General features: G+C 68.0%; 26 protein-coding genes. 11 read left to right on the top strand and 15 right to left on the bottom strand.

What is annotated here, in order from left to right; translation table 11 throughout:
• Positions 1-69 precede the first annotated feature (69 nt).
• The 6 genes from J2852_RS14855 (at position 70) to J2852_RS14830 (ending at position 5,045) form a co-directional block, all read left to right on the top strand.
• Entirely contained in the window at positions 70-1,134 is a 1,065-nt protein-coding gene (locus J2852_RS14855; protein WP_209876767.1) for a glycosyltransferase family 2 protein, read from the top strand.
• Complete coding sequence (locus J2852_RS14850; RefSeq protein ID WP_209876765.1) at positions 1,131-1,553, top strand: GtrA family protein; 423 nt, start codon at positions 1,131-1,133, stop codon at positions 1,551-1,553. The genes J2852_RS14855 and J2852_RS14850 overlap by 4 nt, the downstream gene beginning before the upstream one ends.
• Before the next feature lie 206 nt (positions 1,554-1,759).
• Positions 1,760-2,878, top strand: coding sequence for an NAD(P)/FAD-dependent oxidoreductase (locus tag J2852_RS14845; protein WP_209876763.1), 1,119 nt, complete (start codon positions 1,760-1,762; stop codon positions 2,876-2,878).
• A 152-nt stretch (positions 2,879-3,030) separates the two neighbouring features.
• Positions 3,031-3,510 (top strand): Hsp20 family protein, encoded by a 480-nt coding sequence (locus tag J2852_RS14840; protein ID WP_209876761.1) that lies wholly within the window; start codon positions 3,031-3,033, stop codon positions 3,508-3,510.
• Positions 3,511-3,569: 59 nt separating this feature from the next.
• Complete coding sequence (locus tag J2852_RS14835; protein ID WP_209876759.1) at positions 3,570-3,800, top strand: DUF1150 family protein; 231 nt, start codon at positions 3,570-3,572, stop codon at positions 3,798-3,800.
• Between the two features lie 237 nt (positions 3,801-4,037).
• Complete coding sequence (locus J2852_RS14830) at positions 4,038-5,045, top strand: hypothetical protein (RefSeq protein WP_209876993.1); 1,008 nt, start codon at positions 4,038-4,040, stop codon at positions 5,043-5,045.
• Between the two features lie 6 nt (positions 5,046-5,051).
• On the opposite strand, the gene J2852_RS14825 is transcribed toward J2852_RS14830, so the two are convergent.
• Positions 5,052-5,492, bottom strand: a complete 441-nt coding sequence (locus J2852_RS14825) for a DUF2141 domain-containing protein (RefSeq protein WP_209876757.1) — start codon at positions 5,490-5,492, stop codon at positions 5,052-5,054.
• Positions 5,493-5,609: 117 nt separating this feature from the next.
• Between J2852_RS14825 and J2852_RS14820 the strand changes: the two genes are divergently transcribed.
• Entirely contained in the window at positions 5,610-6,506 is an 897-nt protein-coding gene (locus J2852_RS14820) for a LytTR family DNA-binding domain-containing protein (protein ID WP_246499666.1), read from the top strand.
• Between the two features lie 201 nt (positions 6,507-6,707).
• Here the strand turns inward: J2852_RS14820 and acnA are convergent, their stop codons facing one another.
• Positions 6,708-9,398, bottom strand: coding sequence for an aconitate hydratase AcnA (acnA, locus tag J2852_RS14815; protein WP_209876755.1), 2,691 nt, complete (start codon positions 9,396-9,398; stop codon positions 6,708-6,710).
• A 151-nt stretch (positions 9,399-9,549) separates the two neighbouring features.
• On the opposite strand from acnA, the gene J2852_RS14810 reads away from it, so the two are divergent.
• Positions 9,550-10,875 (top strand): ABC transporter substrate-binding protein, encoded by a 1,326-nt coding sequence (locus tag J2852_RS14810; protein ID WP_209876753.1) that lies wholly within the window; start codon positions 9,550-9,552, stop codon positions 10,873-10,875.
• A gap of 9 nt (positions 10,876-10,884) precedes the next feature.
• Here the strand turns inward: J2852_RS14810 and mtnA are convergent, their stop codons facing one another.
• The gene (gene mtnA / locus J2852_RS14805) at positions 10,885-11,988 is read right to left on the bottom strand and encodes an S-methyl-5-thioribose-1-phosphate isomerase (RefSeq protein WP_209876751.1); all 1,104 of its coding nucleotides are present in this window, start codon (positions 11,986-11,988) and stop codon (positions 10,885-10,887) included.
• 143 nt (positions 11,989-12,131) lie between these two features.
• Here mtnA and J2852_RS14800 point away from each other — a divergent pair, with 143 nt between their 5' ends.
• Positions 12,132-13,775, top strand: coding sequence for a sensor histidine kinase (locus J2852_RS14800; RefSeq protein WP_209876749.1), 1,644 nt, complete (start codon positions 12,132-12,134; stop codon positions 13,773-13,775).
• A gap of 6 nt (positions 13,776-13,781) precedes the next feature.
• On the opposite strand, the gene J2852_RS14795 is transcribed toward J2852_RS14800, so the two are convergent.
• From J2852_RS14795 to J2852_RS14775, 5 genes are all read right to left on the bottom strand, one after another.
• A complete protein-coding gene (locus tag J2852_RS14795; protein ID WP_246499663.1) occupies positions 13,782-14,309 on the bottom strand; it encodes a 3'-5' exonuclease family protein in 528 nt (175 codons plus the stop codon).
• A 12-nt stretch (positions 14,310-14,321) separates the two neighbouring features.
• A complete protein-coding gene (locus tag J2852_RS14790) occupies positions 14,322-16,154 on the bottom strand; it encodes a putative nucleotidyltransferase substrate binding domain-containing protein (RefSeq protein WP_246499662.1) in 1,833 nt (610 codons plus the stop codon).
• 128 nt (positions 16,155-16,282) lie between these two features.
• On the bottom strand, positions 16,283-17,995 hold the full coding sequence (locus tag J2852_RS14785) for a cation acetate symporter (RefSeq protein ID WP_209876745.1): 1,713 nt from the start codon (positions 17,993-17,995) through the stop codon (positions 16,283-16,285).
• Complete coding sequence (locus J2852_RS14780; protein WP_209876743.1) at positions 17,995-18,297, bottom strand: DUF485 domain-containing protein; 303 nt, start codon at positions 18,295-18,297, stop codon at positions 17,995-17,997. The genes J2852_RS14785 and J2852_RS14780 overlap by 1 nt, the downstream gene beginning before the upstream one ends.
• Before the next feature lie 219 nt (positions 18,298-18,516).
• Positions 18,517-19,029, bottom strand: coding sequence for a DUF1178 family protein (locus J2852_RS14775; RefSeq protein WP_209876741.1), 513 nt, complete (start codon positions 19,027-19,029; stop codon positions 18,517-18,519).
• 108 nt (positions 19,030-19,137) lie between these two features.
• Between J2852_RS14775 and J2852_RS14770 the strand changes: the two genes are divergently transcribed.
• Positions 19,138-19,734 carry a class I SAM-dependent methyltransferase gene (locus J2852_RS14770; protein ID WP_343206747.1) on the top strand — a complete coding sequence of 199 codons (597 nt, stop codon included), beginning with the start codon at positions 19,138-19,140 and terminating at the stop codon, positions 19,732-19,734.
• Between the two features lie 6 nt (positions 19,735-19,740).
• Here the strand turns inward: J2852_RS14770 and J2852_RS14765 are convergent, their stop codons facing one another.
• From J2852_RS14765 to J2852_RS14750, 4 genes are all read right to left on the bottom strand, one after another.
• Positions 19,741-20,577: a carbon-nitrogen hydrolase family protein gene (locus tag J2852_RS14765; RefSeq protein ID WP_209876737.1), complete on the bottom strand. Its 837-nt coding sequence runs from the start codon at positions 20,575-20,577 to the stop codon at positions 19,741-19,743.
• Complete coding sequence (gene grxC, locus J2852_RS14760; RefSeq protein ID WP_209876735.1) at positions 20,574-20,837, bottom strand: glutaredoxin 3; 264 nt, start codon at positions 20,835-20,837, stop codon at positions 20,574-20,576. Before grxC ends, J2852_RS14765 begins: the two co-directional genes overlap by 4 nt.
• Before the next feature lie 76 nt (positions 20,838-20,913).
• A complete protein-coding gene (locus tag J2852_RS14755) occupies positions 20,914-21,660 on the bottom strand; it encodes a ComF family protein (protein ID WP_209876733.1) in 747 nt (248 codons plus the stop codon).
• Positions 21,661-21,670: 10 nt separating this feature from the next.
• On the bottom strand, positions 21,671-21,937 hold the full coding sequence (locus J2852_RS14750; RefSeq protein ID WP_209876731.1) for a flagellar biosynthetic protein FliQ: 267 nt from the start codon (positions 21,935-21,937) through the stop codon (positions 21,671-21,673).
• A 94-nt stretch (positions 21,938-22,031) separates the two neighbouring features.
• On the opposite strand from J2852_RS14750, the gene J2852_RS14745 reads away from it, so the two are divergent.
• The gene (locus J2852_RS14745; RefSeq protein WP_209876729.1) at positions 22,032-22,916 is read left to right on the top strand and encodes a methyltransferase domain-containing protein; all 885 of its coding nucleotides are present in this window, start codon (positions 22,032-22,034) and stop codon (positions 22,914-22,916) included.
• On the opposite strand, the gene J2852_RS14740 is transcribed toward J2852_RS14745, so the two are convergent.
• The 3 genes from J2852_RS14740 to J2852_RS14730 form a co-directional block, all read right to left on the bottom strand.
• Positions 22,909-23,679 carry a sulfite exporter TauE/SafE family protein gene (locus J2852_RS14740; RefSeq protein ID WP_209876727.1) on the bottom strand — a complete coding sequence of 257 codons (771 nt, stop codon included), beginning with the start codon at positions 23,677-23,679 and terminating at the stop codon, positions 22,909-22,911. The genes J2852_RS14745 and J2852_RS14740 overlap by 8 nt on opposite strands.
• 90 nt (positions 23,680-23,769) lie before the next feature.
• On the bottom strand, positions 23,770-24,384 hold the full coding sequence (locus tag J2852_RS14735; protein WP_209876725.1) for a general stress protein: 615 nt from the start codon (positions 24,382-24,384) through the stop codon (positions 23,770-23,772).
• A 59-nt stretch (positions 24,385-24,443) separates the two neighbouring features.
• Positions 24,444-24,593: a hypothetical protein gene (locus J2852_RS14730; protein WP_209876723.1), complete on the bottom strand. Its 150-nt coding sequence runs from the start codon at positions 24,591-24,593 to the stop codon at positions 24,444-24,446.
• Positions 24,594-24,632: the final 39 nt, after the last annotated feature.

Below are 24,632 nucleotides of genomic sequence, written 5' to 3'. Positions count from 1 at the left end.
ATGCGTCCCTTCGCCGGCCCTTCCAGCGCCAGGAGGCATCGCCGGAGGAGGACACGAGGGGAGAGGCACATGCAGAACGCCGTTGCCGGGGGTCCACGCCTGTCCGTGGTGGTCCCCTGCTACAACGAGGCCGAGGGAATCGGCGAACTGCACCGCCGTGTGACGGCGGCCTGCCGCGTGGAGGTGGGTGCGGAGTACGAACTGGTCCTGGTGGACGACGGATCGCGCGACGAGACCTGGGCGCGCATCGCGGCGCTGGCGCAGAGCGACCCGGCGGTCACCGGCGTGCGGCTGTCGCGCAACCACGGCCACCAGCTGGCGCTGACCGCCGGCCTGCACGTCTGCCGGGGCGAGCGCATCCTGATCATCGACGCCGACCTTCAGGACCCGCCGGAGCTGCTGGGCACCATGATGGAGCTGATGGACGGCGGCGCCGACGTGGTCTACGGCACGCGCACGGCGCGCGACGGCGAAACCTGGTTCAAGAAGGGCACGGCGGCGCTGTTCTACCGCCTGCTCGACCGGCTGGTGGACATCGACATCCCCAAGGACACCGGCGATTTCCGCCTGATGAGCCGCCGCGCGCTGGAGGTGCTGAACGCCATGCCGGAGCAGCACCGCTTCATCCGGGGCATGGTCAGCTGGATCGGGCTGCGGCAGGTGCCCCTGGCCTACGACCGGCAGGCGCGGGTGGCCGGCACGACCAAGTACCCGCTGAGCAAGATGATCCGCTTCGCGCTCGACGCCATCACCAGCTTTTCCATCAAGCCGCTGCGCGCCGCGTCCTACATCGGCTTCGGCTTCGCGCTGTGCGCCCTGCTGGCGCTGGCCTACGCGCTGTACAGCTGGGCGCAGCACCACGTCGTCCCCGGCTGGACCAGCGTGATGGTCGTGACCTTGGTGCTGGGCAGCACGCAGCTGCTGATCCTGGGCGTGCTGGGCGAGTATCTCGGGCGCCTCTACATGGAGACCAAGCAGCGCCCGCTGTTCGTGGTGGACAGCATCGCGCGGCATCCGCTGGCCGAAACGGTGCAGACTCCCGCGATCACGCCCGTGCCCACGGCGGCGATTGACGATCTGGGCACCGGCCTCGGCGCGGCGGCGGGGGCCTTCTCGCGGATCGAGGCGAAATGATGCCCCCCGTCCGCAGCGCGATTCCCTGGACGGCGATCCGCTTCGCGGTGGTGGGCCTCGCCAACACGGCGCTGGATTTCCTGGTGTTCCTGACGCTGATGACGGCGTTCGGCGCGCCGGTGCTGCTCGCCAACGCGGGCGGCTATGGGGTCGGCGTGGTGTCGAGCTTCCTGCTGAACCGCAGCTGGACCTTCCGCGTCCGCCGCGACGACGCCCCGCTGGCCCGCCGCCTGCCGGTGTTCCTGGCCTTCAATCTGGTGGGACTGGGCCTTTCCACGCTGGTGGTGGCGCTGCTGGTGCCGGCGGTGCACCCGCTGGCCGCCAAGGTCGCCGCCACGGGCGCGACCTTCGTCTGGAACTACTGGTCGAGCCGCCGTTTCGTCTTCACCACCGCCCCGACCACCGCCCCCCTTGCGTGACACGGGCGTTTTGCGGCCATGTATCAAAGCCCTTCTCCCCCGTGTGGGAGAAGGGTTGGGATGAGGGGGCGGCCAAAGGCCGGACCAGCGATTCACCACAGAGACACAGAGGGCAGTCATTCTCCGTGTCTCTGTGGTGATGTTCACCCCTCACCCCAACCCCTCTCCCACAAGGGGAGAGGGGCTTTTAAACAGAGGGGCGGTTGATGGATCGGGTGGACTGTGTCGTGGTGGGGGCCGGCGTCGTCGGCCTGGCGATCGCCCGGCGGCTGGCGCGCGAAGGCCGTGAGGTGGTAATCCTGGAGGCGGCGGACGCCATCGGCACCGGCACCAGCTCCCGCAACTCCGAGGTCATCCACGCCGGCATCTACTACCCCACGGGCAGTGTGCGGGCGCGGCTGTGCGTGGCCGGGCGCGACGCGCTTTACGCCTACTGCCGGGAGCATGGGGTCGAGCACAAGCGCATCGGCAAGCTGATCGTCGCCACGGACGAGAGCCAGCTCCCCCGGCTGGACGCCATCCGGCGGCAGGCGGCGGCCAACGGGGTGGACGACCTTTATGAAATCTCCGCCGCCGAGGCGATGGCGCTGGAGCCGAACCTGCGTTGCGTCGGGGCTCTGGTGTCGCCCTCCACCGGCATCATCGACAGCCACGGGCTGATGCTGGCCCTGCAAGGCGACGCGGAGGACGCCGGCGCCGTGCTGGCGCTGCTGAGTCCGCTGGAGCGCGCCCACCGGACGGGCGACGGCTTCGAGCTGGAGGTCGGCGGGGCGGAGCCGATGCGGCTGGCCTGCTCCACGCTGGTCAACGCGGCGGGGCTGGGCGCCTGGGCGGTGGCGCGGGGGCTGGAGGGCTTTCCGGCCGACCGGATTCCGCCGCGCGTGCTGGCCAAGGGCAACTACTACGCGCTGGCGCAGGGCCGCTCGCCCTTTGCGCGGCTGGTCTACCCGGTCCCGGTGGAAGGCGGCCTCGGCGTCCATCTGACGCTCGATCTGGCCGGGCAGGCGCGCTTTGGTCCCGATGTGGAATGGCTGTCCCCGGACGATTGCGACCGCATCGACTACGCCGTCGATCCGGCGCGGGCCGACGCCTTCTACGGGGAGGTGCGGCGCTATTGGCCGGGTCTGCCGGACGGCGCGCTGGTGCCGGCCTATTCCGGCGTGCGGCCGAAGCTGAGCGGCCCCGGCCAGCCGCAGGCCGATTTCCTGATCCAGGGACATGACGCGCACGGCATCCCCGGCCTCGTCCACCTGTTCGGGATGGAGTCGCCGGGCCTGACCTCCTGCCTCGCCATCGCCGACGAGGTGGCGGCCAAGCTCACGTAATGTCCCTTTGCCGCGCCGCAGTATCTTGACCGTGGCGCGCCATCCCCCAATCTATGGGAAGGCGGCGCCGAACAACCCTCGGGCCGCCAAGCCGCCGGGCGCCGGAAACGGGCCCAATGTGCAACTCGCTCGCCTCACGAGGAGGATGCGCCGTGACGACACGCCTTTCGCTCTTCAACAGCCCGCTGCTGCTCGGGTTCGACCAGTTCGAGCGCACGCTGGACCGCATCGCCAAGAATTCCGCCGAAGGTTACCCGCCCTACAACATCGAGCAGATCGGGGACGACGGGCTGCGCATCACGCTCGCCGTGGCCGGCTTCACGTCGGACGACCTGTCGGTGCAGATCGAGGACAACCAGCTGGTGATCCGAGGCCGGCAGACCGACGACAAGTCGCGCATCTATCTGCATCGCGGCATCGCCGCGCGCCAGTTCCAGCGCAGCTTCGTCTTGGCCGAGGGCATCGAGGTGGTCGGCGCGTCGCTGGACAACGGGTTGCTGCACATCGACCTGAAGCGCCCGATGCCCGAGCCGAAGGTGCGCACCATCAAGATCGAGCAGACGATGCCCGCCGCCGGCGGGGCCGTCGGACCGCAAACCATCGACGTCGCCCCGGAACGCGCCGAAAGCTGAGCGGGCCGAAAGCTGAACACGGGAAATTCCGACCGTTTCGTTAGAAAGGTCCATCCATCATGAACGCCACGAACAACAAAGCCACGACGATCCTGCGCCAGCTGTCGCCCCAGGATTTCGCCGCCTTCGGCGTCGATCACGTCGCCTACGTCCGCCCGGTGACCGTCAACGGCGTGGACGCCTTTTCGGTGCACGCCGCCGACGGCACGCCCCTGACCGTTCTGCCGAAGCTGGACGTGGCCTTCGCCGCGATCCGCCAGAACGACATGGAGCCGCTGAGCCTGCACTGACGCGGGACTTTATCGTGCGACACGGCGCTTTTCGAAAGGCTGGCCTGCCGACGCGGGCCGGCCCTTTCTGTTCGTACCTATGACAAACGTCGCGGGAAGCCGCGTCCAGACTTGCCACCACCGCCGGAAGAATTATCTTAGGCGATATCGAAAGGATTAGCCCTCTCGGTGGTGGGGATTTGGGAGAGACAGTTGGACGGCGGTCAAGAAGCGGGCGGTGACGCGTCCAAGCGCAAGATGTGGGAGGACGAGGCTCGGGATTCGCTCCACATCCTGCCGCTGTCGACCATTCCCCTGGAAACCCCCGGCCTGCAGCACGCGCGGCTGATCAAGAACGTGCGGCTGGAAACCGTCGTCGAGATGTTCCACGACGTCCAGACCGGCAGCGGGCAGGTTCTGCCCCGGAACGTCGTCGTCTATTTCGAATCCTACAAGGAGGAGGTCGAGCGCGATCTGGTGAAGATCGAGAAGATCGCCCGCGCCTCCAGCTTCGACGTCTATTCCTCGCGCATCGAGTTGCGCCGGCTGAACATCGACGTAAACAGCGTCGAATCGCTGACCCTGTCGGAGAGGAAGAAGGCGGAGCTGACCAACTACATGCGTGTCTTCACGCGCCCGTTGATGGAATACGTCTACGGGACCGAGGACATGCAGATCCAGGACGTCACCGACATCATCTCCATGTTCGCCAACCCCAACCGGGAGGAGGCGCTGCGCAACCTGCGCATGATGGCCGACCGGCTGGACATCGGCCTGACCGACATCCCCCAGTTCCTGGAGGAATACGGCGACATCTTCCTGTCGCTGGCCTATTTCAAGAAGTGCCTGGACGACATCGTCCCGGAGGTCCAGAAGTTCCTGACCTGGATGAGCGAGATCCGCAACTCCATCGAGGTCAAGCGCGACGCCCGGCAGATGAAGATGCTGGACGAGATCAACCGCGACCTGACGGACATCTCCACCTCCATCACCGGCCGGTTCGAGAGCTTCGACAACCGCTCCAAGGACTTCTGGAGCGACATCAACGCCGAGACTTTCCGGTCGATCCGCGAGCTGATCTCCTCGCACCACGTCACCATCGGCGGCGTGCTGTGCGGTCTGGCGGTGAAGATGGACCTGTGGAAGGGCCGCTTCGCGCGCGGCGGCGGCGGCCCGAACCGCCGGCTGGAGTTCATCAAGTCGGAAATCCTGCCGGGCCTGTCGCACATCAAGGCGCTGGAACAGTCCGCCCGCACGCACGTGTAGCGGCGGCTACTCGGTCATCTCGATCACGGTCGTGACGATGCCCGTCTTGTCCACCGCGACGGCGAGCGCGTCGAAATCCGGCGGGCCGAAGGCGCCGGCCTGAGCGGCGCGGCTGAAGCCGTAGGGTTCCGTCGGGACGCCCAGCATATTGGTGCCGAGCGTCCCGTCGCCGTTCACGTCCTGAAAGGCCGACAGGCCGTAGCGCCCCGGCGGCAAGCCGGCGAAGACCACCGTCAATTCCGGCCCCGACGCGTCCACGATCTGCCCGGCGAAACGGCGGTCGGCCTTGTACGGGTCGGCACCATCGTACAGGGCGACCCACACTTTGCCCTGTTGGGGCTTGACGTTCCGGATGGTTGCGCGAAGCTCCCCGGCGTCGGCGCTCACCGCCACCGTCGTCAATGCCGCCATCAGCAACGCCGGAATCAACCACAGTGCGGTACTCATTGGTCTCTCCTGCTCGGACGGGCATCGGTTTGGCCCCCTTCCCATGCCGGGAATCGGGCACGCCGCGCCACGCCCGTTGCGGGACCGGAGGGGACCGGCTTCGCGAAATGCAGGGCCATGCTGTCCACGATGCGTGAAATGCAGGAGCAGGAACGGACCGGACAGCCCCGGACGCCGTACCTGCGGCGGCTGTTCCGCCAGCGCCTGCCGATGGTGCTGGGCTCGGTCGCGGTGCTGGCCGTGATCGGCCCCTTCGGCACCTTCCAGGAACTGACCCTGCCGCAGCGGCTGGCCTATTGGGGCGGGATGATCGGTTTCGGTTTCCTGGCCTTCGAGCTGATCTCCCAGGCGGCCATCCGCCTGTTGCGGGAGCACGCAGGGGCGTGGCGGCCGATGCTGGCCGGCGTGCTGCTGGTCGTGACCATCGTGCAGACCGTCTTCGTCGCCCTGCTGGAGCGCGCCTCACGCGGCCACGACTTCCTGAGCCCGCTGGGCCTGATGGAACTCTACGTCTACGTCACGGTCATCACCGCGCTGGTGTCCGTCGCCCCGGTGCTGCTGGAACTCAAGGACCGTGGCCTGCTCGCCCCGCCCCTTGCGCCGCCCCCCGCACCAGCCCCCGAACCGGCGGCGGTTCCGGCGGAGGCCGAAGCTCCGCCCGCCCCGCGCGAGCCGGCCTTCCTCGCCCGCATCCCGGCGAAGCTTGGCCGCGACCTGCTGGCGCTGGAGATGGAGGACCATTACGTCCGCGTCCACACGCCCGAGGGCAGCGACCTGATCCTGATGCGGATGCGCGACGCGGTGGCCGAACTGACCGGGCTGGAAGGGTTGCAGGTCCATCGCTCCTACTGGGTCGCGGCGGCGGCCGTCACTGGCGTGGAGCGCAAGCCCGACGGCAAGATGACGCTGCGCTTGAGCAACGGCCTGCGCGTGCCGGTCAGCCGGAGCTACGCGGCCGACGTGCGCGCGGCGGGGTGGCCCTTGCATCCCCAGCGATCTGAGGCAAACTCTTAAGCTCGGGCATGGAAGGGGGGCTTTATGGCCAACGCCGCGCAGCCATCGACCCAGTGACCCTGGAAGAATTCGAGGCCATGCACTTCTTTGGCGGGGAATGGCGGCTGAAAAACTTTTACGGCGACCTGTAACGGGGTCCGGGGCCGCCGGCCCCGGCCGGAGGGTGCGCGAGGGAGGCGGCGCCTCCCTCGCTTGAAACCCTTACGCGGCTAGGTTCCGCAGCACGTAGTTCAGCACGCCGCCGTGCTTGTAGTAGTCCACCTCGTCCACCGTATCGATGCGGAGCAGCAGCGGCACCTCCCGTTTTTCGCCGTTGGCGCGGGTGATGGTGAGGGTCACGTCCTTCCTCGGCCGCAAATCCTGTTCGATGCCGACGATGTCGAAGGTCTCGGACCCATCCAGCTTCAGGTCGTTGCGGGTCAGGCCGTCCTTGAACTGCAAGGGCAGGATGCCCATCCCGACGAGGTTGGAGCGGTGGATGCGCTCGAAGCTTTCGGCGATCACCGCGCGGATGCCCAGCAGCTTGGTGCCCTTGGCCGCCCAGTCGCGGCTGGAGCCGGTGCCGTATTCCTTGCCGGCGATGACGACCAGCGGGACGCCCTCCTGGGCGTAGCGCATGGCCGCCGTGTAGATCGGCAGGCGGTCGCCGGAGGGATAGTGCTTGGTCTCGCCGCCTTCCACGCAGGGGATCAGCTCGTTCCGGATGCGGATGTTGGCGAAGGTACCACGCATCATCACTTCATGGTTGCCGCGCCGCGCGCCGTAGGAGTTGAAGTCCTGCGGACGCACTTGGTAGCTCAGCAGGTACTCGCCCGCCGGGGCGGTCTTCTTGATCGAGCCGGCCGGGGAGATGTGGTCGGTGGTGATGGAATCGCCCAGCACGGCCAGAACGCGGGCGCCCTTCACGTCCGACACCGGGGCGGGCGTCTTCGGCATGTCGGTGAAGAAGGGCGGCAGCTTCACGTAGGTGGAGCCCTCCTGCCATTGGTAGGTCTGGCCCTCCGCCGTGGCGATGGAGCGCCACTGCGCCGGCCCCTCGAACACGTTGCCGTAACGGCCACGGAACATGTCCGGCGAGAGGGAGGCGTTGATGGCGTCCTGAACCTCCTGGTTGGTCGGCCAGATGTCCTTCAGATAGACGGGCTGGCCGTCCTTGCCGGTCCCCAGCGGGTCCTTGGTCAGGTCGATCTTCATGTTGCCGGCCAGCGCGTAGGCGACGCACAGCGGCGGCGAAGCCAGATAATTGGCGCGCGTGTGCGGGTTCACGCGGCCTTCGAAGTTGCGGTTGCCCGACAGCACGGCGGCGACCACCAGATCACCCTCCTCCACCGCCGAGGCGATGGCGTCGGGCAGCGGGCCGCTGTTGCCGATGCAGGTGGTGCAGCCGTAGCCGACGATGTTGAAGCCCAGCTGGTCCAGGTAGGGCTGCAAACCGGCCTTGGCGAGATAGTCGGTCACGACCTGCGATCCGGGGGCGAGCGAGGTCTTCACCCACGGCTTGCTGGTCAGGCCCTTTTCCACCGCCTTGCGCGCCAGCAGCCCGGCGGCCACCAGCACCGCCGGGTTCGACGTGTTGGTGCAGGAGGTGATGGCCGCGATGACCACCGCGCCCTGGTCCAGCGTGTGGTCGGTGCCCCTGACGGGAACGGCCTTGTTCACGTCCTGCGCCTTAAAGGCCTCGGTCAGGTCCTTGCCGAAGCTCTGGGCGGCCTGGGACAGGGGAACGCGGTCCTGCGGGCGTTTCGGGCCGGCCAGCGACGGCTCGACCGTCGTCATGTCCAGTTCCAGCGTGTCGGTGAAGACCGGGTCCTGGGTGTCGGCGTCGCGCCACATGCCCTGGGCGCGGGCGTAGGCCTCGACCAGCGCGACGCGGTCGGGGTCGCGGCCGGTGAAGGTCAGGTACTTGATGGTCTCGGCGTCGATGGGGAAGATGCCGCAGGTGGCGCCGTATTCCGGGGCCATGTTGCCGATGGTCGCGCGGTCGGCCAGCGTCAGATGGTCCAGGCCGGGGCCGTAGAACTCCACGAACTTGCCGACCACGCCCTTCTTGCGCAGCATCTGCGTGACGGTCAGCACGAGGTCGGTCGCGGTGGTGCCTTCCTTCAGCCGGCCGGTCAGCTTGAAGCCGACGACCTCCGGGATCAGCATGGAAATGGGCTGGCCGAGCATGGCCGCCTCTGCCTCAATGCCGCCCACGCCCCAGCCGAGCACGCCCAGGCCGTTGACCATGGTGGTGTGGCTGTCGGTGCCGACCAGCGTGTCGGGATAGGCGACCAGCTTGCCCGCCGGGTCAGTGTCGGTCCACACGCCCTGCGCCAGATATTCGACGTTCACCTGGTGACAGATGCCGGTGCCCGGCGGCACGACGCGGAAGTTGTCGAACGCCTTCTGGCCCCAGCGCAGGAAGGCGTAGCGTTCCAGGTTGCGCTCGAACTCAAGCTCCACGTTCTTCTCGAAGGCGGAGGGGTTGCCGAAGTAATCGACCATCACCGAATGGTCGATGACGAGGTCCACCGGCACCAGCGGGTTGATCTTCTTCGGATCGCCGCCCAGCGCCGCCATCGCCTCGCGCATCGCGGCAAGGTCGCAGACGGCGGGGACGCCGGTGAAGTCCTGCATCAGCACGCGCGCCGGGCGGTAGGCGATCTCGCGGTCCGACCGCTTGTCCTGAAGCCACTTGGCCACCGCCTTCACGTCGTCCACGGAGACCGTGCGCCCATCCTCGAAGCGCAGCAGGTTCTCCAGCAGCACCTTCATGGAGTAAGGCAGGCGGGACAGGTCGCCGAGGCCACCGTCCTCCGCGGCCTTGATGCTGAAGTAATCGTAGCTCTTGCCCCCGACCGACAGGGAACGGCGGGTCTTCAGCGTGTCCTGACCGGTGAACGTCGTCACGGCTACCCCTCCTTTGGCTTGTTCTTGGCAAACGCTTGCGGGTTGATGTGGTGCCGCGTCGGCGCTCCTTCAAAGGGCCGGGGAACGGACAGGTGCGGGCGGCGCCCCTCCTGTACTAATGTTCGCGAAACGGCCGGTTGAGGGGACCATTATGACGACACGCCTGCGCGGCCTGATGGCTTTGGGAGCGGCCCTTCTGGGGTTGGCCGCGCCCGGAGGCGCGGCGGCGCAGCCGGCCGAGGCGCAATTCTTCCCGCATCTGGTCTACCGCACCGGCCCCTACGCGCCGAACGGCATTCCCTTCGCCGATGGGGTGGCGGATTACATCACGCTGATCAACCAGCGCGACGGCGGCGTGAACGGCGTCCCCATCGCGTACGAGGAATGCGACACCGGCTACAACACCGATCGGGGCATCGAGTGCTACGAGCGGCTGAAGGCCAGGGGTGCGACCGGTGCCGCCGCCTTCCTGCCGCTGTCCACCGGCATCACCTACGCGCTGATCGAGCGTAGCTACAACGACCGCATTCCGGTCTTTTCCTCGGGCTACGGGCGGGCGGACGCGTCGGACGGGAGGGTGTTTCCCTACACCTTCAACGCGCCGGCCAGCTATTGGACGGGCATCGACGCAGCGGTGACCTACATCGCCCAGCAGATGGGCGGACCGGACAAGCTGCGCGGGCGGAAGATCGCCTACATCTACCACGACAGCGCCTTCGGCAAGGAACCGCTGCCCATGCTGGAGGCGTTGCGCGGCCTGCTGGGCTTCGAGATGCGGACCTTCCCCATCGCCCCGCCGGGGCTGGACCAGAAGTCCGCCTGGATGCGGATCGGGCGTCAGTACCGGCCGGACTACACGATCCTGTGGGGCTGGGGCGTGCAGAACTCCACCGCCATCCGCGACGCGGCGGCGGTCGGCTATCCCATGGACCGGATGATCGGCGTCTGGTGGGCGGGGTCGGAGCAGGACGTGCTGCCGGCCGGCGAGGCGTCCAAGGGCTACAAGGCCATCGCCTTCCACGCGCCGGGGGCCGACTACCGCGTCATCCGCGACATCAAGGCCCATGTCCACGCCAAGGGGCTGGGCGCCGGCGATCCCGGCCAGATCGGAACGGTTCTCTACAACCGGGGCGTCTTCAACGCCGCCGTTCTGGTCGAGGCGATCCGCACCGCGCAGGAGAAGCACGGCCGCAAGCCCCTGACCGGTGAGCAGGTGGCCTGGGGCTTCGACCATCTGGACCTGACGGCCGACCGGCTGGCCGCGCTGGGGCTGGAGGGCTTCATGCAGCCCTTCCGCACCACCTGCGCGGATCACGAGGGCATGACGCCGGTGCGCGTGCAGCAGTGGGACGGCAAGCGCTGGGTGTTCGTGTCCGACTGGATCGAGCCCCGGCGCCAACTGATTCGGAAGATGGTCGAGGATTCCGCCCGCAAGTTCGCCACGGAACGGAAGATCAAGGCGCGGACCTGCTCGTAACCGCCGTTCTCACGCCACCGCGCGCTGTTCCGGGAACAGGCCCAGCAGGCCGTCGCGCGTGGCCGGGCAGACGCCACGCTCGGTCACCAGCCCCGTAACCAGACGCGCCGGGGTCACGTCGAAGCCGTAGTTGGCGGCCGGGCTGCCCGCCGGGGTGACGCGGATCGTCTCGATCCGGCCGTCCGCCGTGATGCCCGTCAGGTCGGTCACCTCGCGGCCGTCGCGCTCCTCAATCGGGATTTCCTTCACGCCGTCGGCCATGCCCCAGTCGATGGTCGGGGACGGCAGCGCGACATAGAAGGGCACGTTGTTGTCGTGGGCGGCCAGCGCCTTCAGGTAGGTGCCGATCTTGTTGCAGACGTCTCCGGTCGCGGTGGTGCGGTCGGTGCCGACGATGCACAGGTCCACCATGCCGTGCTGCATCAGGTGGCCGCCAACGTTGTCCACGATGACCGTGTGCGGCACGCCGTGGTGGTTCAGCTCCCACGCGGTCAGGCTGGCGCCCTGGTTGCGCGGGCGCGTCTCGTCCACCCAGACGTGGAGCTTGATGCCCTCCTCGAAGGCCACGTAGATCGGGGCCAGAGCCGTGCCCCAGTCCACGGTGGCGAGCCAGCCGGCGTTGCAATGGGTCAGGACGTTGACCGGCTCGCCGGGCTTCTTCGTCTTGGCGGCCTGACGGATCAGCGCGGCGCCGTGTTCACCGATGGCGCGGTTGATGGCGACGTCCTCGTCGCAGATCGCGGCGGCCTCGGCGTAGGCGGCGGCGACGCGCTGGCCCGACGGCAGAGCGGACAGGTGGCGGCGCATGCGCTCCAGCGCCCAGCGCAGGTTCACGGCGGTCGGGCGGGTGGCGAGCAGGACCGTGCAAGCCTTCTCCAGCGCCGCGTCGGAGGCATCCGCGCGCAGGGCCAGCGCCACGCCGTAGGCCGCCGTGGCGCCGATCAGCGGGGCGCCGCGCACCAGCATGGCGCGGATGGCATGGGCGGCCTCATCCAGGTCGGTCAGGCGCGCGACGGCGAAGTCGTGCGGCATCTTGGTCTGATCGATGATCTCAACCGACCAGCCGTCCTTCGCCAACCAGATGGTCCGATAGGCAACGCCGTCGATCTTCATAAGCCCTCTCCTCGCGCCCGATGTCCTTCTCGCCTGCGCGACAATAGGAGGTGGCGCGCCCTGGTTCAACGGGCGTACCCACGGAACCTTGCCGAACGGAAGGGTGTTGGCTCCGCCGGACCGTGTCCTATCATGGCGGCCCCATGCCCTTGCGCGCGCTGCGTTCCCACCCTTCCCCGCTCTACCGGCTGCCGGGCACGGCGCTGGTGCTGATCGCCTGCATTCTGGCGATGCTGCTGACCATCGGGCTGTCGTCCATCTTCGCGTGGCGCGACCGCGAGGCGACCTTCCGCCACGCCACGGACATCGCCGGCAACGTCGGCCTGCTGGTGGCCGAGCACGCCGCCCGGCTGGTGGAGACGAGCGACCTGATCCTGCGGCAGACGATCCAGCTGGCCGGACCGCCGGACGCCCCGCTGCCGACCGACCGCGCGACGTGGGAGCGCATCACGGCGCTGATCCCCACCACGCCCTATCTAACGTCGGTCTGGCTGATCGGCCCGGACGGCGGCGTGGCGATGAGCACGCGCCAGTTCCCGCCGCCAAACATCAACGTCGCCGACCGCGACTATTTCCAGGCGATCAAGGTCGGAGAGGAACGGGTCATCAGCGCGGTGGACGACAACCGCTACAGCGGCGGCCCGCTGATCGTGCTGCTGCGGCCGCTGCCCGCCCCGTCCGGCCAGTTCCGGGGAGCGGCGGCGGTGGCGGTCTCGCCGCGCTACGTCCGCGACATCTACCAGTCCTTCGACATCGGCTACGCCCGTTCCATCACCCTGCGCAAGGCCGACGGCACGATCCTGCTGCGCGAGACGGAAGGGACGGCCGGGGCCTCGGCGGACCGGGGGGACGGGACGGCCATCGCCGTGCAATGGCCGGTGGACGACACTGGCCTGTCGGCCGAGGTGGCGATCCCCAGGGCCAGCATCGTCGAGCACTGGCGGAAGCGGCTGTGGGCCTACGCCTCCTACAGCTTGGCGGCGGTGGCCATGGTGACCGTGATCGGCGCGCTGGCCATCCAGCGCGCGCGCCGCGAACGCGAGGCGGAGGACGCCCTTCAGCACGCCTACGACACGCTGGAGGAACGGGTGCACCGGCGCACCGCAGAATTGGAGCGGACGAACGCCCAGCTGGAGGCGGCGCTGACCGACAAAGAAGTGCTGCTGAAGGAGGTTCAGCACCGGGTGAAGAACAACCTTCAGGTCATCAGCAGCCTGCTGCGCCTGCAAGCCGCCCGCATCGACGAGAAGGCCCGGCGCGGATTCGACGAGAGCCTGCGCCGCATCCAGTCGATGAGCCTGCTGCACGAATTGCTCTACCGCTCCGACCAGCCGGCGCGCATCGACTTCGCGACCTACCTGCGCCAGCTCTGCGACGGGCTGGTGCGGTCGGGCAACCCGACCGGGGCGCGGCTGACCATCGAGACCCAGCCCTGGACGGTGGACGTGGATCAGGCGACCCCGCTGGCCCTGATCGCGAGCGAGCTGGTGTCCAATGCCCTGCTGCACGCCTTTCCGAACGGCCATCCGGGCACCGTGTCGGTGGAGCTGCTTCCGGACGCGGAGGGCATGCGCATGACCGTTCGGGACGACGGCGTCGGCCTGCCCCCCGGCGTGCCGAGCCCGCAGCGGCGCAGCGGCGGTCTGGGGCTGGTGCTGGTCCAGGCGCTGACCCAGCAGGCCGGCGCGACGCTGCACATCGATCGAGGAAGTGGGGAGCGTGGGAACGGCACGGCCTTCACCGTGAGCATCCCCGCGAACGGCGCGCGCCATTCCAAGGCGGCGTAGGCGCGATCACAATCCCGGCGGGTCGAGGCGCAGATACACCATCGCGGCGGCCAGCGCGTTGGCGTAGGCGTCGCCGCCCGCGCGCACCGGCAGGTCGAGGTCGCGCACGATGCTGTCCAGCCGCAGATCGACCGCGTTCTTGCCGGGGATCTTGGTCTTGCGGTCGTAGTAGAGGCTGGACACCTCGATCCGCTCGTTCGGCAGCGGAATGCCGATCATCGGCTGAACCACGCGGTCGATCATCGCCACCGTGAAGTCCAGGTAATAGCCGATCAGCGGCCGGTTGCCGATGTAGTGCAGCAGCCGCCCAATGGCCGGTTCCGCCGGCTCCGTCGGCCAGAAGGACAGGACGAGGTGCTGGCTGGTCAGGATGCGAGAGCCCCGGATGCGCACGGCGGCCACGGTGCGCAGATCGGCCTTGGACTGGTCGTAGGAGGTCGCCTCGCAATGGATCGCCACCCGCTCGCCCGTGTCCTCGTCGGACAGCAGGAAAGCGTAATCGGGATCGGTGAGCGCGTTACCCTTGATCGGCATCTCGTCGGCGCCTCAGTGGTTCAGGTGGAAGTGATAGGCGATGAACTCCTTGAACTTCTTGACCAGCGACAGGCAGTCCTTGAACTGGTCGCGGTCGAGCTTGCCCATCTCCTCCGACCGGACGAGGTTGTCGATCTGCGTGCCGGCGGTCGTGGTGTCCACCCGCGCCTTCAGCCGCAGCGTGGACAGGAAGGTGAAGGCCTCCGCCAGTTCGCCCGCGAAGGCGCGGTCCAGCACGCCCTTGTCGGCCAGCGCCCAGATGCGCTCGGTCGTGTTGGTCTCCGCCATGTGCTTTTCAAGCGCCAGGGCGCGGATGCCGTGCACGATGGGGAAGATGCCGGCCTTCTTGATGTCCACGGGCTCGCTGCGCTTGCGCTCGAACAGGCCGCCGAACAGGCTGGACGGCGTGTCGAAGGCCAGCGCCGGGCGGGCGAAGGCGGTGAAGAACATCTGGTTGTCCTGCAACCGGCCCAGCAGGTAGCCCTTCGCCTCCTCCAGCAACGACGGGTCGCCGGCCACCGCCGCCGCGTCGTAGAAGATGGCGAGGTTCATCTGCGCCGCCTCGTCCGGGCGGTGGATCCAGTGGAAGATCGCGTCCTTGTACGCGCTGAGCGGGCGCGTCCAGTCCGGGTTGGACACCATGATGTTGCCGGGGCACGGCGGGTAGCCGAAGTCCACCAGGGTGCGGGTGAAGGCGTCGGTCACTTGCCCCAGCGTCGGGCATTCGTAGCCGTCGCGCAGGATCAGGCCGTTGTCCTGGTCGGTCTTCAACAGCTGTTCGCCGCGCCCCTCGCTGCCCATGACGATCAGGCAGGAGTTCTCCACCAAGTCCGGCGGGGCCAGCAGTTCGAACAGCTTGCGGAAGATCTTGCGGTTCAGTTCGGTCACGAGGTCGGCGATGAAGGGCACCTTCACGCCCGTGCCGTGCAGCGTGCGGATCAGCCCGACGATGTCGTGGCTGGCCGATCGCAGATCCTCCGGAGCGGTGGCGCGGTCCACCTGAAGCGCGATCACCTGGGAATGGTTGGACAGAACGGCCAGCAGATCGATCTGCTCCAGCACGCCGACGACGGCCCCCTGCTCCTTAACCACCACGCGGCGGACGGAATGCTTGGTCATCATGATGAGCGCGTTGAACAGCAGGTCGTCCCGGTCGAGCGACAGCAGCTCGTAGCGGGCCAGCGGGCCGACCGGCGATTCGACCGGACGGCCGTCCAGCACGACGAGGTCGCGCAGATCCGTGCCGGTCAGGATGCCGATGCACCCGCCCCGCGCCGGATCGCCGTCACGGACGAGCACGCTGCTCGCTTGGTTCTGCTTCATCGCCGCCGCCGCGTCGCGCAAGGAGGCGGAGGCGTCCACGAAGACCGGCGGGTGCAGGTAGGCCTGCCGGATGCGCGCCATGGTCAGGGCGGCCATCTCGCGGTTCGACCGTTCGCTGGCCAGCGTGCGGAGCTTTTCCGCGAAGTCCTGATAGACGAATTCCCCGAAGGCCGGGTTGTCGCGGGCCAGCTCCGTCAGGATCTGGCGCGGGATCAGATGGCAGATGGTGTCCTCCGCCGCGACGAAGCTGCGCCCCTGCCGGTGTTGCTGGGCGACCCCGCCGAACAGCGCCTTCATGTCGAAGCTGTCGCGAGCGCCGTGGACCGCCGCCACGTCGCCCCCCTGCCGTTCGTGCACCAGCCCTTGCAGCACGACGAACAGGCAGTCGGCCGGTTCGTCCCGGTTCAGGATGACGCTGTCCTTGGCGTAGACGCCGATGTCCAGCGCCTGTTCAAGCCGCTGCTGTTCGGCCGGGGTCAGACGGTCGAAGGGGGGGATCGCGAAATCGAAGGCGTCGGACAAGGACCGCTCCGCTGGAACGAAAGACAAAGAAAAAGGCGCCCCAAGACAGAAGTCCTGGAGCGCCTGAAGATTACACCAGCTCCGCTAGGCGCGGAAGGCGGGTGCGACCATTCGCTTTGGTGGCCGCCTTAGTGAGCGGAGGCACCCTCGGCGCCGAGGCCGGTCTGCGAACGGATGTACTGGGCCTCGAACGAGCGGCGCTCGTCCTGGGCGGTCTGGCTGTTGTCGGTGATCGAGAAGAACCAGATCGCGATGAACGACAGCGGGATCGTGAAGGCGCCCGGGTTGTCGTACGGGAAGATGGCGGCCGGGTTGCCCAGCACCGACTTCCACACGGTCGGGCCCAGCACCAGCAGGGTGACCGACGAGATCAGGCCCAGCCAACCGCCCATGACAGCGCCACGGGTGGTCATCTTGCCCCAGAACATCGACATCAGCAGGATCGGGAAGTTCGCCGAGGCCGCGATGACGAAGGCGAGGCCGACCATGAAGGCCACGTTCTGGTTCTCGAACGCGATGCCGAGGAAGATCGAGACGATGCCGATGATCACGGTGGTGATCTTCGACACGCGGATCTCGTCACGCTCGGAAGCGCGGCCCTTGGCGATGACCGAGGCGTACAGGTCGTGCGACACGGCCGACGCGCCGGCCAGGGTCAGACCGGCGACCACCGCCAGAATGGTGGCGAAGGCCACGGCCGAGATGAAGCCGTAGAACAGGTTGCCGCCCACCGCGTGCGCGGTGTGGATGGCCGCCATATTCGAACCGCCGATGATGGTGGCCGGGTTGGCCAGCGCACCGGCCGCCGGAGCGGTCGTGAGGAACGGATAGGCGCCGGTGGCGTCCGGAGCCAGCAGGAGGACGATAGCGCCGAAGCCGATGATGAAGGTCAGGATGTAGAAGTAGCCGATGAAGCCGGTCGCGTAGAACACGGACTTGCGGGCTTCCTTGGCGTCCGACACCGTGAAGAAGCGCATCAGGATGTGCGGCAGGCCGGCGGTGCCGAACATCAGGGCCATGCCCAGCGAAATCGCCGAGATCGGGTCGCTGATGAGAGCGCCCGGAGCCATGATGGCCGTGGCCTTGGGGTGGACCGAGACGGCCTTGGAGAACATCGCCTCGGGGCTGAAGCCGAACTTGGCGAGCACGGCGAAGGCCATGAAAGACGCGCCCGACAGCAGCAGAACCGCCTTGATGATCTGCACCCAGGTGGTGGCGAGCATGCCGCCGAAGGTCACGTAGGCGATCATCAGCACGCCGACGATCACGACCGCCCACAGGTAGTCCATGCCGAACAGCAGCTGGATCAGCTTGCCGGCGCCGACCATCTGGGCGATCAGGTAGAAGGTCACCGTGGCCAGCGAGCCGCAGGCGGCCAGCGTGCGGATCGGGGTCTGCTGGAAGCGGTAGGACGCCACGTCGGCGAAGGTGTACTTGCCGAGGTTGCGCAGACGCTCCGCGATCAGGAACAGGATGATCGGCCAGCCGACCAGCCAGCCCACCGAGAAGATCAGGCCGTCGAAGCCCGACATGTACACCAGACCGGCGATACCCAGGAACGACGCGGCCGACATGTAGTCGCCGGCGATCGCGAGGCCGTTCTGGAAGCCGGTGATGCCACCGCCGGCAGCGTAGAAGTCCTTGGCCGACTTCGTGCGGCGGGCGGCCCAGAAGGTGATGCCCAGCGTCGCGAGCACGAAGATCATGAACATCACGATGGCTTCGATGTTCGTCGCCTGCTTCTGCACCGCGCCTTCGACGGCGGCGGCGTAGACGGAAGCCGGGACGAGCGCGCCGGCCGCGGCGGCAGCCGCGGAGAAACGGGTGACCAGCGAACGCATCACTTCGACTCCTCCATGATCTGGCGGTTCAGCTCATCGAACTCGCCATTCGCCCGCTGCACGTAGATGCCGGTCAGGATGAAGGCCGAGATGATGGTGAAGAGGCCGACAGGGATACCCCAGGTGGTCACGCCGGAACCGATCGGGGTGCCGAGGAACCCTTTGCCGAACGCGACGAGCAGGATGAAGCCGAAGTAGATGACGAGCATGGCGACCGAGAGCGTCCACGCGAACGCGCTGCGCTTTTGCACCAGCTCCTGAAATTTGGGATTCGCCAGAATCCTCTGAGCGTTTTCTTTCATAGTGCGTCCCCTCGCGAGTGCCGAGCGATTTTTGAAGGGTCATATTAGACACTCTGACCCTATGGTCTTTGTAACGTCCTGTCGCGTCAACATCTTTGATGCGGGCCGGGCGCTAAAAAGCGGCTTGACGAAACTCGGGGGAGTTGTTCCGAAGCTGTATACAAACAGTAGGACGCGCAGCAACCGCGTGGGGCTTTGGAAATTCCGTAACTCTTGCCCTCAAGAGTTCGTGCGTGGCAACCAAGGGATGCGATGAAAAGTCACACCCTCTTCGTGCAGTTCCTCCACGTCGGAAGCGGAAGCTTCACCATAGATTCCGCGTGGATCGGTCTCGCCATAATGGATCCGCCGCGCTTCCTCGGCGAAACGGTCGCCGACGTAGTCGCAGTTTTCCTCGACCGTGCGGCGCAGTTCGGTCAGATGGCGCATCATCTCGGCGGCAATGCGCTGGCGCGCCTCGTCGGACAATCCATGGGCCTGACCGGCAGCCGGAGCGGGCGTCATGGCGTGGGTGGCGGGGGCCTCCTCCTGCGCCGGAGCGGCGGGAGGGGCGACGTCCTTGCCAAGGCCCTTGGAGATGCGGGGCGCCATGGGGGCCTTCCCGATCCGGGTGTCGCCGCAGACCGGGCAGGAGATGGAGTGCGCGGCGGCCTGAGCCTCATAGGCGTCGCCGTTGCGGAACCAGACCTCGAATCGATGGTCGGCCGTGCATTTCAGAACGAAGAGGATCATGTCCCCGTCGAAGGCTCCAGGGTGTTGAAGGGCAATATGGTTGCCGCTAATTCAGCACGACAGGCCGCCACCGTCAAACATCCTGCCTCTTTTCGGGAGAGCCCCTCCGTGAACAGCGATACGCCGCACGCCGCCCTGCAAGCGCCCTCGCCCTGGGTAGCGCGGTTCGCCCCCCTGGTGCCGTCGGGGGGAACGGTCCTCGACCTCGCCTGCGGGTCGGGCCGGCATCTGCGCCTGTTCCACGCCATGGGACATCCGGTGGTCGGGCTCGACCGCGATCTGCGCGGGGTGGCCGACCTTGCCGGGATTGCTGGGGTGGAACTGGTCGAGACCGACCTGGAAAACGGCGAGCCCGAGCCGGCTCTGGGTGACAGACGGTTCGCCGCCATCGTCGTGACGAACTACCTGCACCGGCCGTTGTTTCCCGCCCTGATCGACGCTCTGGCGCCGGGCGGTGTGCTGATTTACGAGACCTTCGCGGTGGGCAACGCGCGCTTCGGCCGTCCGGCCTCCCCGGCCTTCCTGCTGCGCAGCGGCGAACTGCTGGAGGTGGCGCGGGGCCGCTTGCAGGTCGTCGCCTATGAACATGGCGAGGTCGCCTCGCCCAAGGCGGCGGTGGTCCAGCGGATCTGCGCGGTCAAGGATCTGGCAGCGGGCGAGGGCCTGGACGGCGATCCGGAACCTCGCCCGCTGCCGCGCTCATAACATTCCTCAGAAGCCTTCCCGGACGACCTCGAAGGCGCGGTCGTGGGTCAGGGCGGGAACCATGCGGCGGGCTTCCTCGACGCGCGCCATGTCCACATCGGCGATGCAGAAGCCGACCTCCTCACCCGCGTCCGCCAGCACCTCGCCCCAGGGCGCGATGATGAGGGAGTGCCCGTAGGTCTGGCGCCCTTCGTCGTGGGTGCCGACCTGCGCCGGAGCGATGACGAAGCAGCCCGTCTCGACGGCGCGGGCGCGCAGCAGCAGGTGCCAGTGGGCGCGTCCCGTCGGCACGGTGAAGGCCGCCGGCACGGTGATGATCTTCGCCCCCGCCTGGGCCAGCGCCCGGTGCAGGTAGGCGAAGCGCACGTCGTAGCAGACGGTCATCCCCAGCCCGCCCCACGGCGTGTTGGCGACGACGGCGCGCTCGCCCGGACGGAAGGTCGCGGATTCGCGGTAGCTCTCGCCGTCCTTCAGGTCCACGTCGAACATGTGGATCTTGTCGTAATGAGCGACGGCGCGGCCCTGGTCGTCGAACAGATAGCTGCGGTTCGCCACCCGCTTCTCATCCAGCAGGATGCCCAGCGTGCCGGCCAGCAGCCAAGCCCCCGTCTCCCGCGCCAGATCGGCGAAGAAGGGGACGCCCGGATGCTCGGATTCGGGCTTCACCCGCTCCATCACCTTGGCCCGGCCCTGGACGATCATGCTGACGTTCTCGGGCATGGCGATGAAGTCCGCCCCGGCGTCGCGCGCCCGGCGGACGAGGTCGCCCGCCGCCTGAAGGTTGGGGAGGATTTCCGTGCCCGCGTTCACCTGCACGCAGGCGGCCTTAAAGGTGGTGCTCATCCGGCGATTCCCAGCATGGGGTTCAGCTTGCCCGCGCGGTCCAGCGCGTGAATGTCATCGGAACCGCCGACCGGCGTGCCGTCAATGAAGATCTGCGGCACGGTCATGCGCCCCTCGGCCCGCTGCACCATCTCCTCGCGGCGGCCCGGCTGCATGTAGAGGTCGATTTCCTCATACGTCACGCCCTTGCTGTCCAAAAGCCGCTTGGCGCGGGAGCAATAGGGGCAAAAAGGCGTGGTGTAGATCACGACGTCGGCCATGCGGGGCTCCTCGGCTGTCTGGAACGGTTATAAGATCAACGGCTGAACCGCGCCAACCGTTACATCCTCACGACGCTCATGTCTTTACAACGCGGGCCAGGGTCAAGACGTCCACGCGCATGGCTCCCGCGCGCAGAAGCACCCGCGCGCATTCCGCCAGCGTCGCCCCGGTGGTCAGCACGTCGTCCACCAGAACGATGCGCTTGTCCTTCACCCGGCCGGCCGTGCCCTTTTTCAGCAGGAACGCGCCTTTGACGTTGCGCCGCCTCCCGCCACGGTCCAGCCCGCCCTGGCTGGGCGTGGCGCGGCGGCGGACCAGCAGGTCCGGCACCACCGGCACCTTGGCGCGCCGGCCCGCCGCCTGGGCCAGCAGGGCCGCCTGGTTGTAGCGGCGCTTGAACAGGCGCCAGCGGTGCAGCGGCACGGGGACCAGCAGGTCGGCCTCGGCCAGCAGGTCGGAACCGGCGCGCGCCAGCCATGCGCCGTAGGCGTCGGCGGCGTGGATGCGGTCGCCGTGCTTGAATCCCAACACCAGCGGCCGGCTGCCGTCGTCGTAGACCAGCACGGCGCGGGCGCGGGCGAAGGGCGGCGGTTCCGCCATGCAGGCGCCGCACAACACGTCGCCGGACGCGCCGAACCCGTTGGGGGCGAACTCGAAAGGCATGCCGCAACAGGCGCACAGCGGCGGAGCGATGAAGGTCAGCCCGCCCCAGCAGGCCGGGCACAGGCCGCCCTGCCGGTCCACCGACGCGCCGCAGGCCAGACAGCGCGGCGGCAGCAGAGCGTCCAAGATGGTCGTCGCGATGCGGGCCAGGGCGCTCACGTCACGATCCCTAATTCAGGGAGCCGATTCGCTCGAAGATGACCAGCGTGTAGTCACGCAACGCGATGTAGATCGCTGGTCCGGTGACGAACAGCACCGCCAGCGTCGCGAAGATCTTCAAATCCTGCTGCAACGTCTGCTCGTTGATCTGGGTCACCTGCTGGAAGATGGTCAGGATGAGACCCAGCACGGTGGTGATGACCAGCGCCGGCATGGTGATCTTGATGATGACGATCAGCGCCTCGTAACTGACGGCGATGGCTTCCTCGATGCCCATCCGATAGGCTCCCGCGACGTTTCGCGAAGCTTAGCACAAAGCACCGCCATTCGCCGACGGTTGTAGCCCCTCCGGGCTGGGCTATATTGCGGACATGACGACCTCCGACAGCATGACCGTTTTTGACCGCGCGCTCGTCCGCCGCCGCCGCGACCGCGCCGTCCCCGCCTTCGCCGAACACGCCTTCCTGTTCGAGGAGGTGGCCGACCGCCTCGCCGATCGGCTGGAGGACGTGGTCCGCCCCTTTCCCATGGCGCTCGACCTCGGCAGCCACGACGGCGTCATGGGGCGCATCCTGAAGGGCCGAAAGGGGATCGAGCGGTTGATCGCCTGCGACCTGTCGCCGGCCTTCGCCCGCCAAGCCGGCTCGCTGGCCGTCGCGGCGGACGAGGAATTCCTGCCCTTCGCGCCGGAGACCTTCGATCTGGTGGTCAGCAACCTCAGCCTCCACTGGGTCAACGATCTGCCGGGCGCGCTGGTGCAGGTGCGTCAGGCGCTGAAGCCGGACGGTTTCTTCTGCGCGGCCATGCTGGGCGGCGAGACGCTGCTGGAGCTGCGCCGCTGCCTGTACGAGGCGGAGATGGAGGTGTCCGGCGGCGTGTCGCCGCGCGTCTCGCCCTTCGCGGAGATCCGCGACATCGGCGGGCTGATGCAGCGCGCCGGCTTCGCCCTGCCGGTGGTGGACAGCGACGTGCTGACCGTCACCTATTCCGACGCCTTCAAGCTGATGCGCGACCTACGCGGCATGGGGGAGACGAACGCCGTGCTGGCCCGCCGCAAGGTACCGGCCACCCGCGCCCTGCTGTTCGAGGCGGCGCGCCGCTACGCCGAGCAGTACGCCGAGCCGGACGGGCGCATCCACGCCACCTTCCAGGTGCTGTATCTGGCCGGCTGGTCGCCGCACGAAAGCCAGCAGCAGCCGCTGAAGCCCGGCTGCGGTCAGATTCCGCTGGGCGAGGCCTTAAAGAGCGTCAAGTAACGATCATCCGCCACGCCATCCAGCCGAGCACCCCGGCGTTCACCACCATGATGGCCGGGGCTGCCCGCGCCACCGCCGTCCGCCACGTGCGGCCGGCAAGGTGGCCGGCGATGCCGACCGCCAGCAGGCTGGGGATGGTGCCCAGCGTGAAAGCCAACATGCCGAGCGCGCCGGTCAGCGCACTGCCGCTGGCCGCCGCCACCGCGACGGCGCCGTACAGCAGCCCGCAGGGAATGAAACCGAGCGCGAGACCGAGGCCGTAGCCGCGCCAGCCCGTGGGGTTGCCGAACAGCGGCCTCGCCCAGCGGGACACGCGCTCGCCCCACCAGCGCTGGAAGGCACCGTCAAATTTGGGCAGCCACGCCGACACGCCCTTGACCGCGTAGGCCAGGAAGAACAGCGCCGCGAAGGCCAGCAGCGCCACCGACACCCACTTCAACCCCGGCAGCGCCCCGACATGACCGGCCACCGACGCCGCGACCGCGCCGATCAGCGCGTAGGTCGTGCCGCGCCCGAGATGGTAGGGCAGCACGGCCGCCCCGGCGAGGCGATGAAACTCGCTCATCCGCGAGGCGGGGACCTGCTCAAGGCGCGCGGTGACCTGGGCCAGCACGAAGGGGCCGCACATCCCCGCGCAATGGGTGGTGCCGCCGACCAGCCCCGCCGTCAGCAGGGCCAACAGCAGCCCGCCGTCGCGGTCGATGACCACGGCGCACTGGTTCAGACCGGCTTCAAGCAGCGACAGGGCCGAATGGGCGTCCAAGGCGGCACTCCGGATGGAAGACCGCCCGTATATAGGACACCGCCGGGGATTCGCCTATGACCTGAGTCAAAGGGTGGGTCAAAGGGCCTTTCAGCCTCCGGACCCCGTCTGCTGCACCTCATGCACCTTGACCGGCTGGGCGGCGTGGCGGTTCATGATCTCCTGCGCCAGACGCTCGCGCTCGGCATCGGCGAGGTTCACCCACAGCAGAATGCCGCCCTTGTCCAGGTGCTGGAGCATCGGCTCGTTGCGCTTGTCGGTCAGCCATTGCGACATGACCGAGCCAAGGGCGCCGCCGCCCGCACCGGCCGCCGCGGCCGCCGCAGCAGCCGCCAGCGCGGTGCCTCCGGTCGCCAGCACGGCGCCGGTTGCCAGGATCGCGCCGACATAGGCGGGGAAACCGGCCGCCACGCCCTTGATGCTGCCCGTATCCTCCGGCGAGACGTAGGACTGGCGCGGCGCGTTGGGGTCGTGCGCCACATCCTCCACATTGTCCGGAACGTGGCCCAGATGCTCCTGAATGGTCTGGTCGTTGGCCAGAACGCTCAGCTCGTGCCGCTGGAAGCCGGCCAAGGACAGCTCGTCGATGGCCTTTTGCAGGGCGTCGCGGCTGGCGAAGATGCCCACGGCCTCGCGGACGGTGCCGCGCGTGGCGTTGGACGTGGTGTTGGAACGGGTACGGTTCACATCGCTTTCGAATGACATGTCGCTCTCCCCTGTTGCGGGGAGTAACCGCGAACGGCCAGGGGAGGTTCCGCTGACGCTTACGGGCGCGCGGTGGCGGCCGGCGTGGACGGAACGGCGCCGCGCGGTTCCGGCATGGCGCCGAAGAACCACCACAGGCCAAGCGCGATCAGCGCGAACTTCACGGCCAGGAACAGCGCGATGTGACGGGCGAGCGGGTTGCGGAACATGGGACGGGCTCCTTCGCCCGCTTTGTCGCGCCGCCTTCC

Origin of the sequence: Azospirillum soli, assembly GCF_017876165.1 — a bacterium.
In the GTDB taxonomy this organism is placed as follows: domain Bacteria; phylum Pseudomonadota; class Alphaproteobacteria; order Azospirillales; family Azospirillaceae; genus Azospirillum; species Azospirillum soli.
Note: the sequence above shows the minus strand (reverse complement) of the source record. Positions and strands in the feature narration are given on the sequence as shown.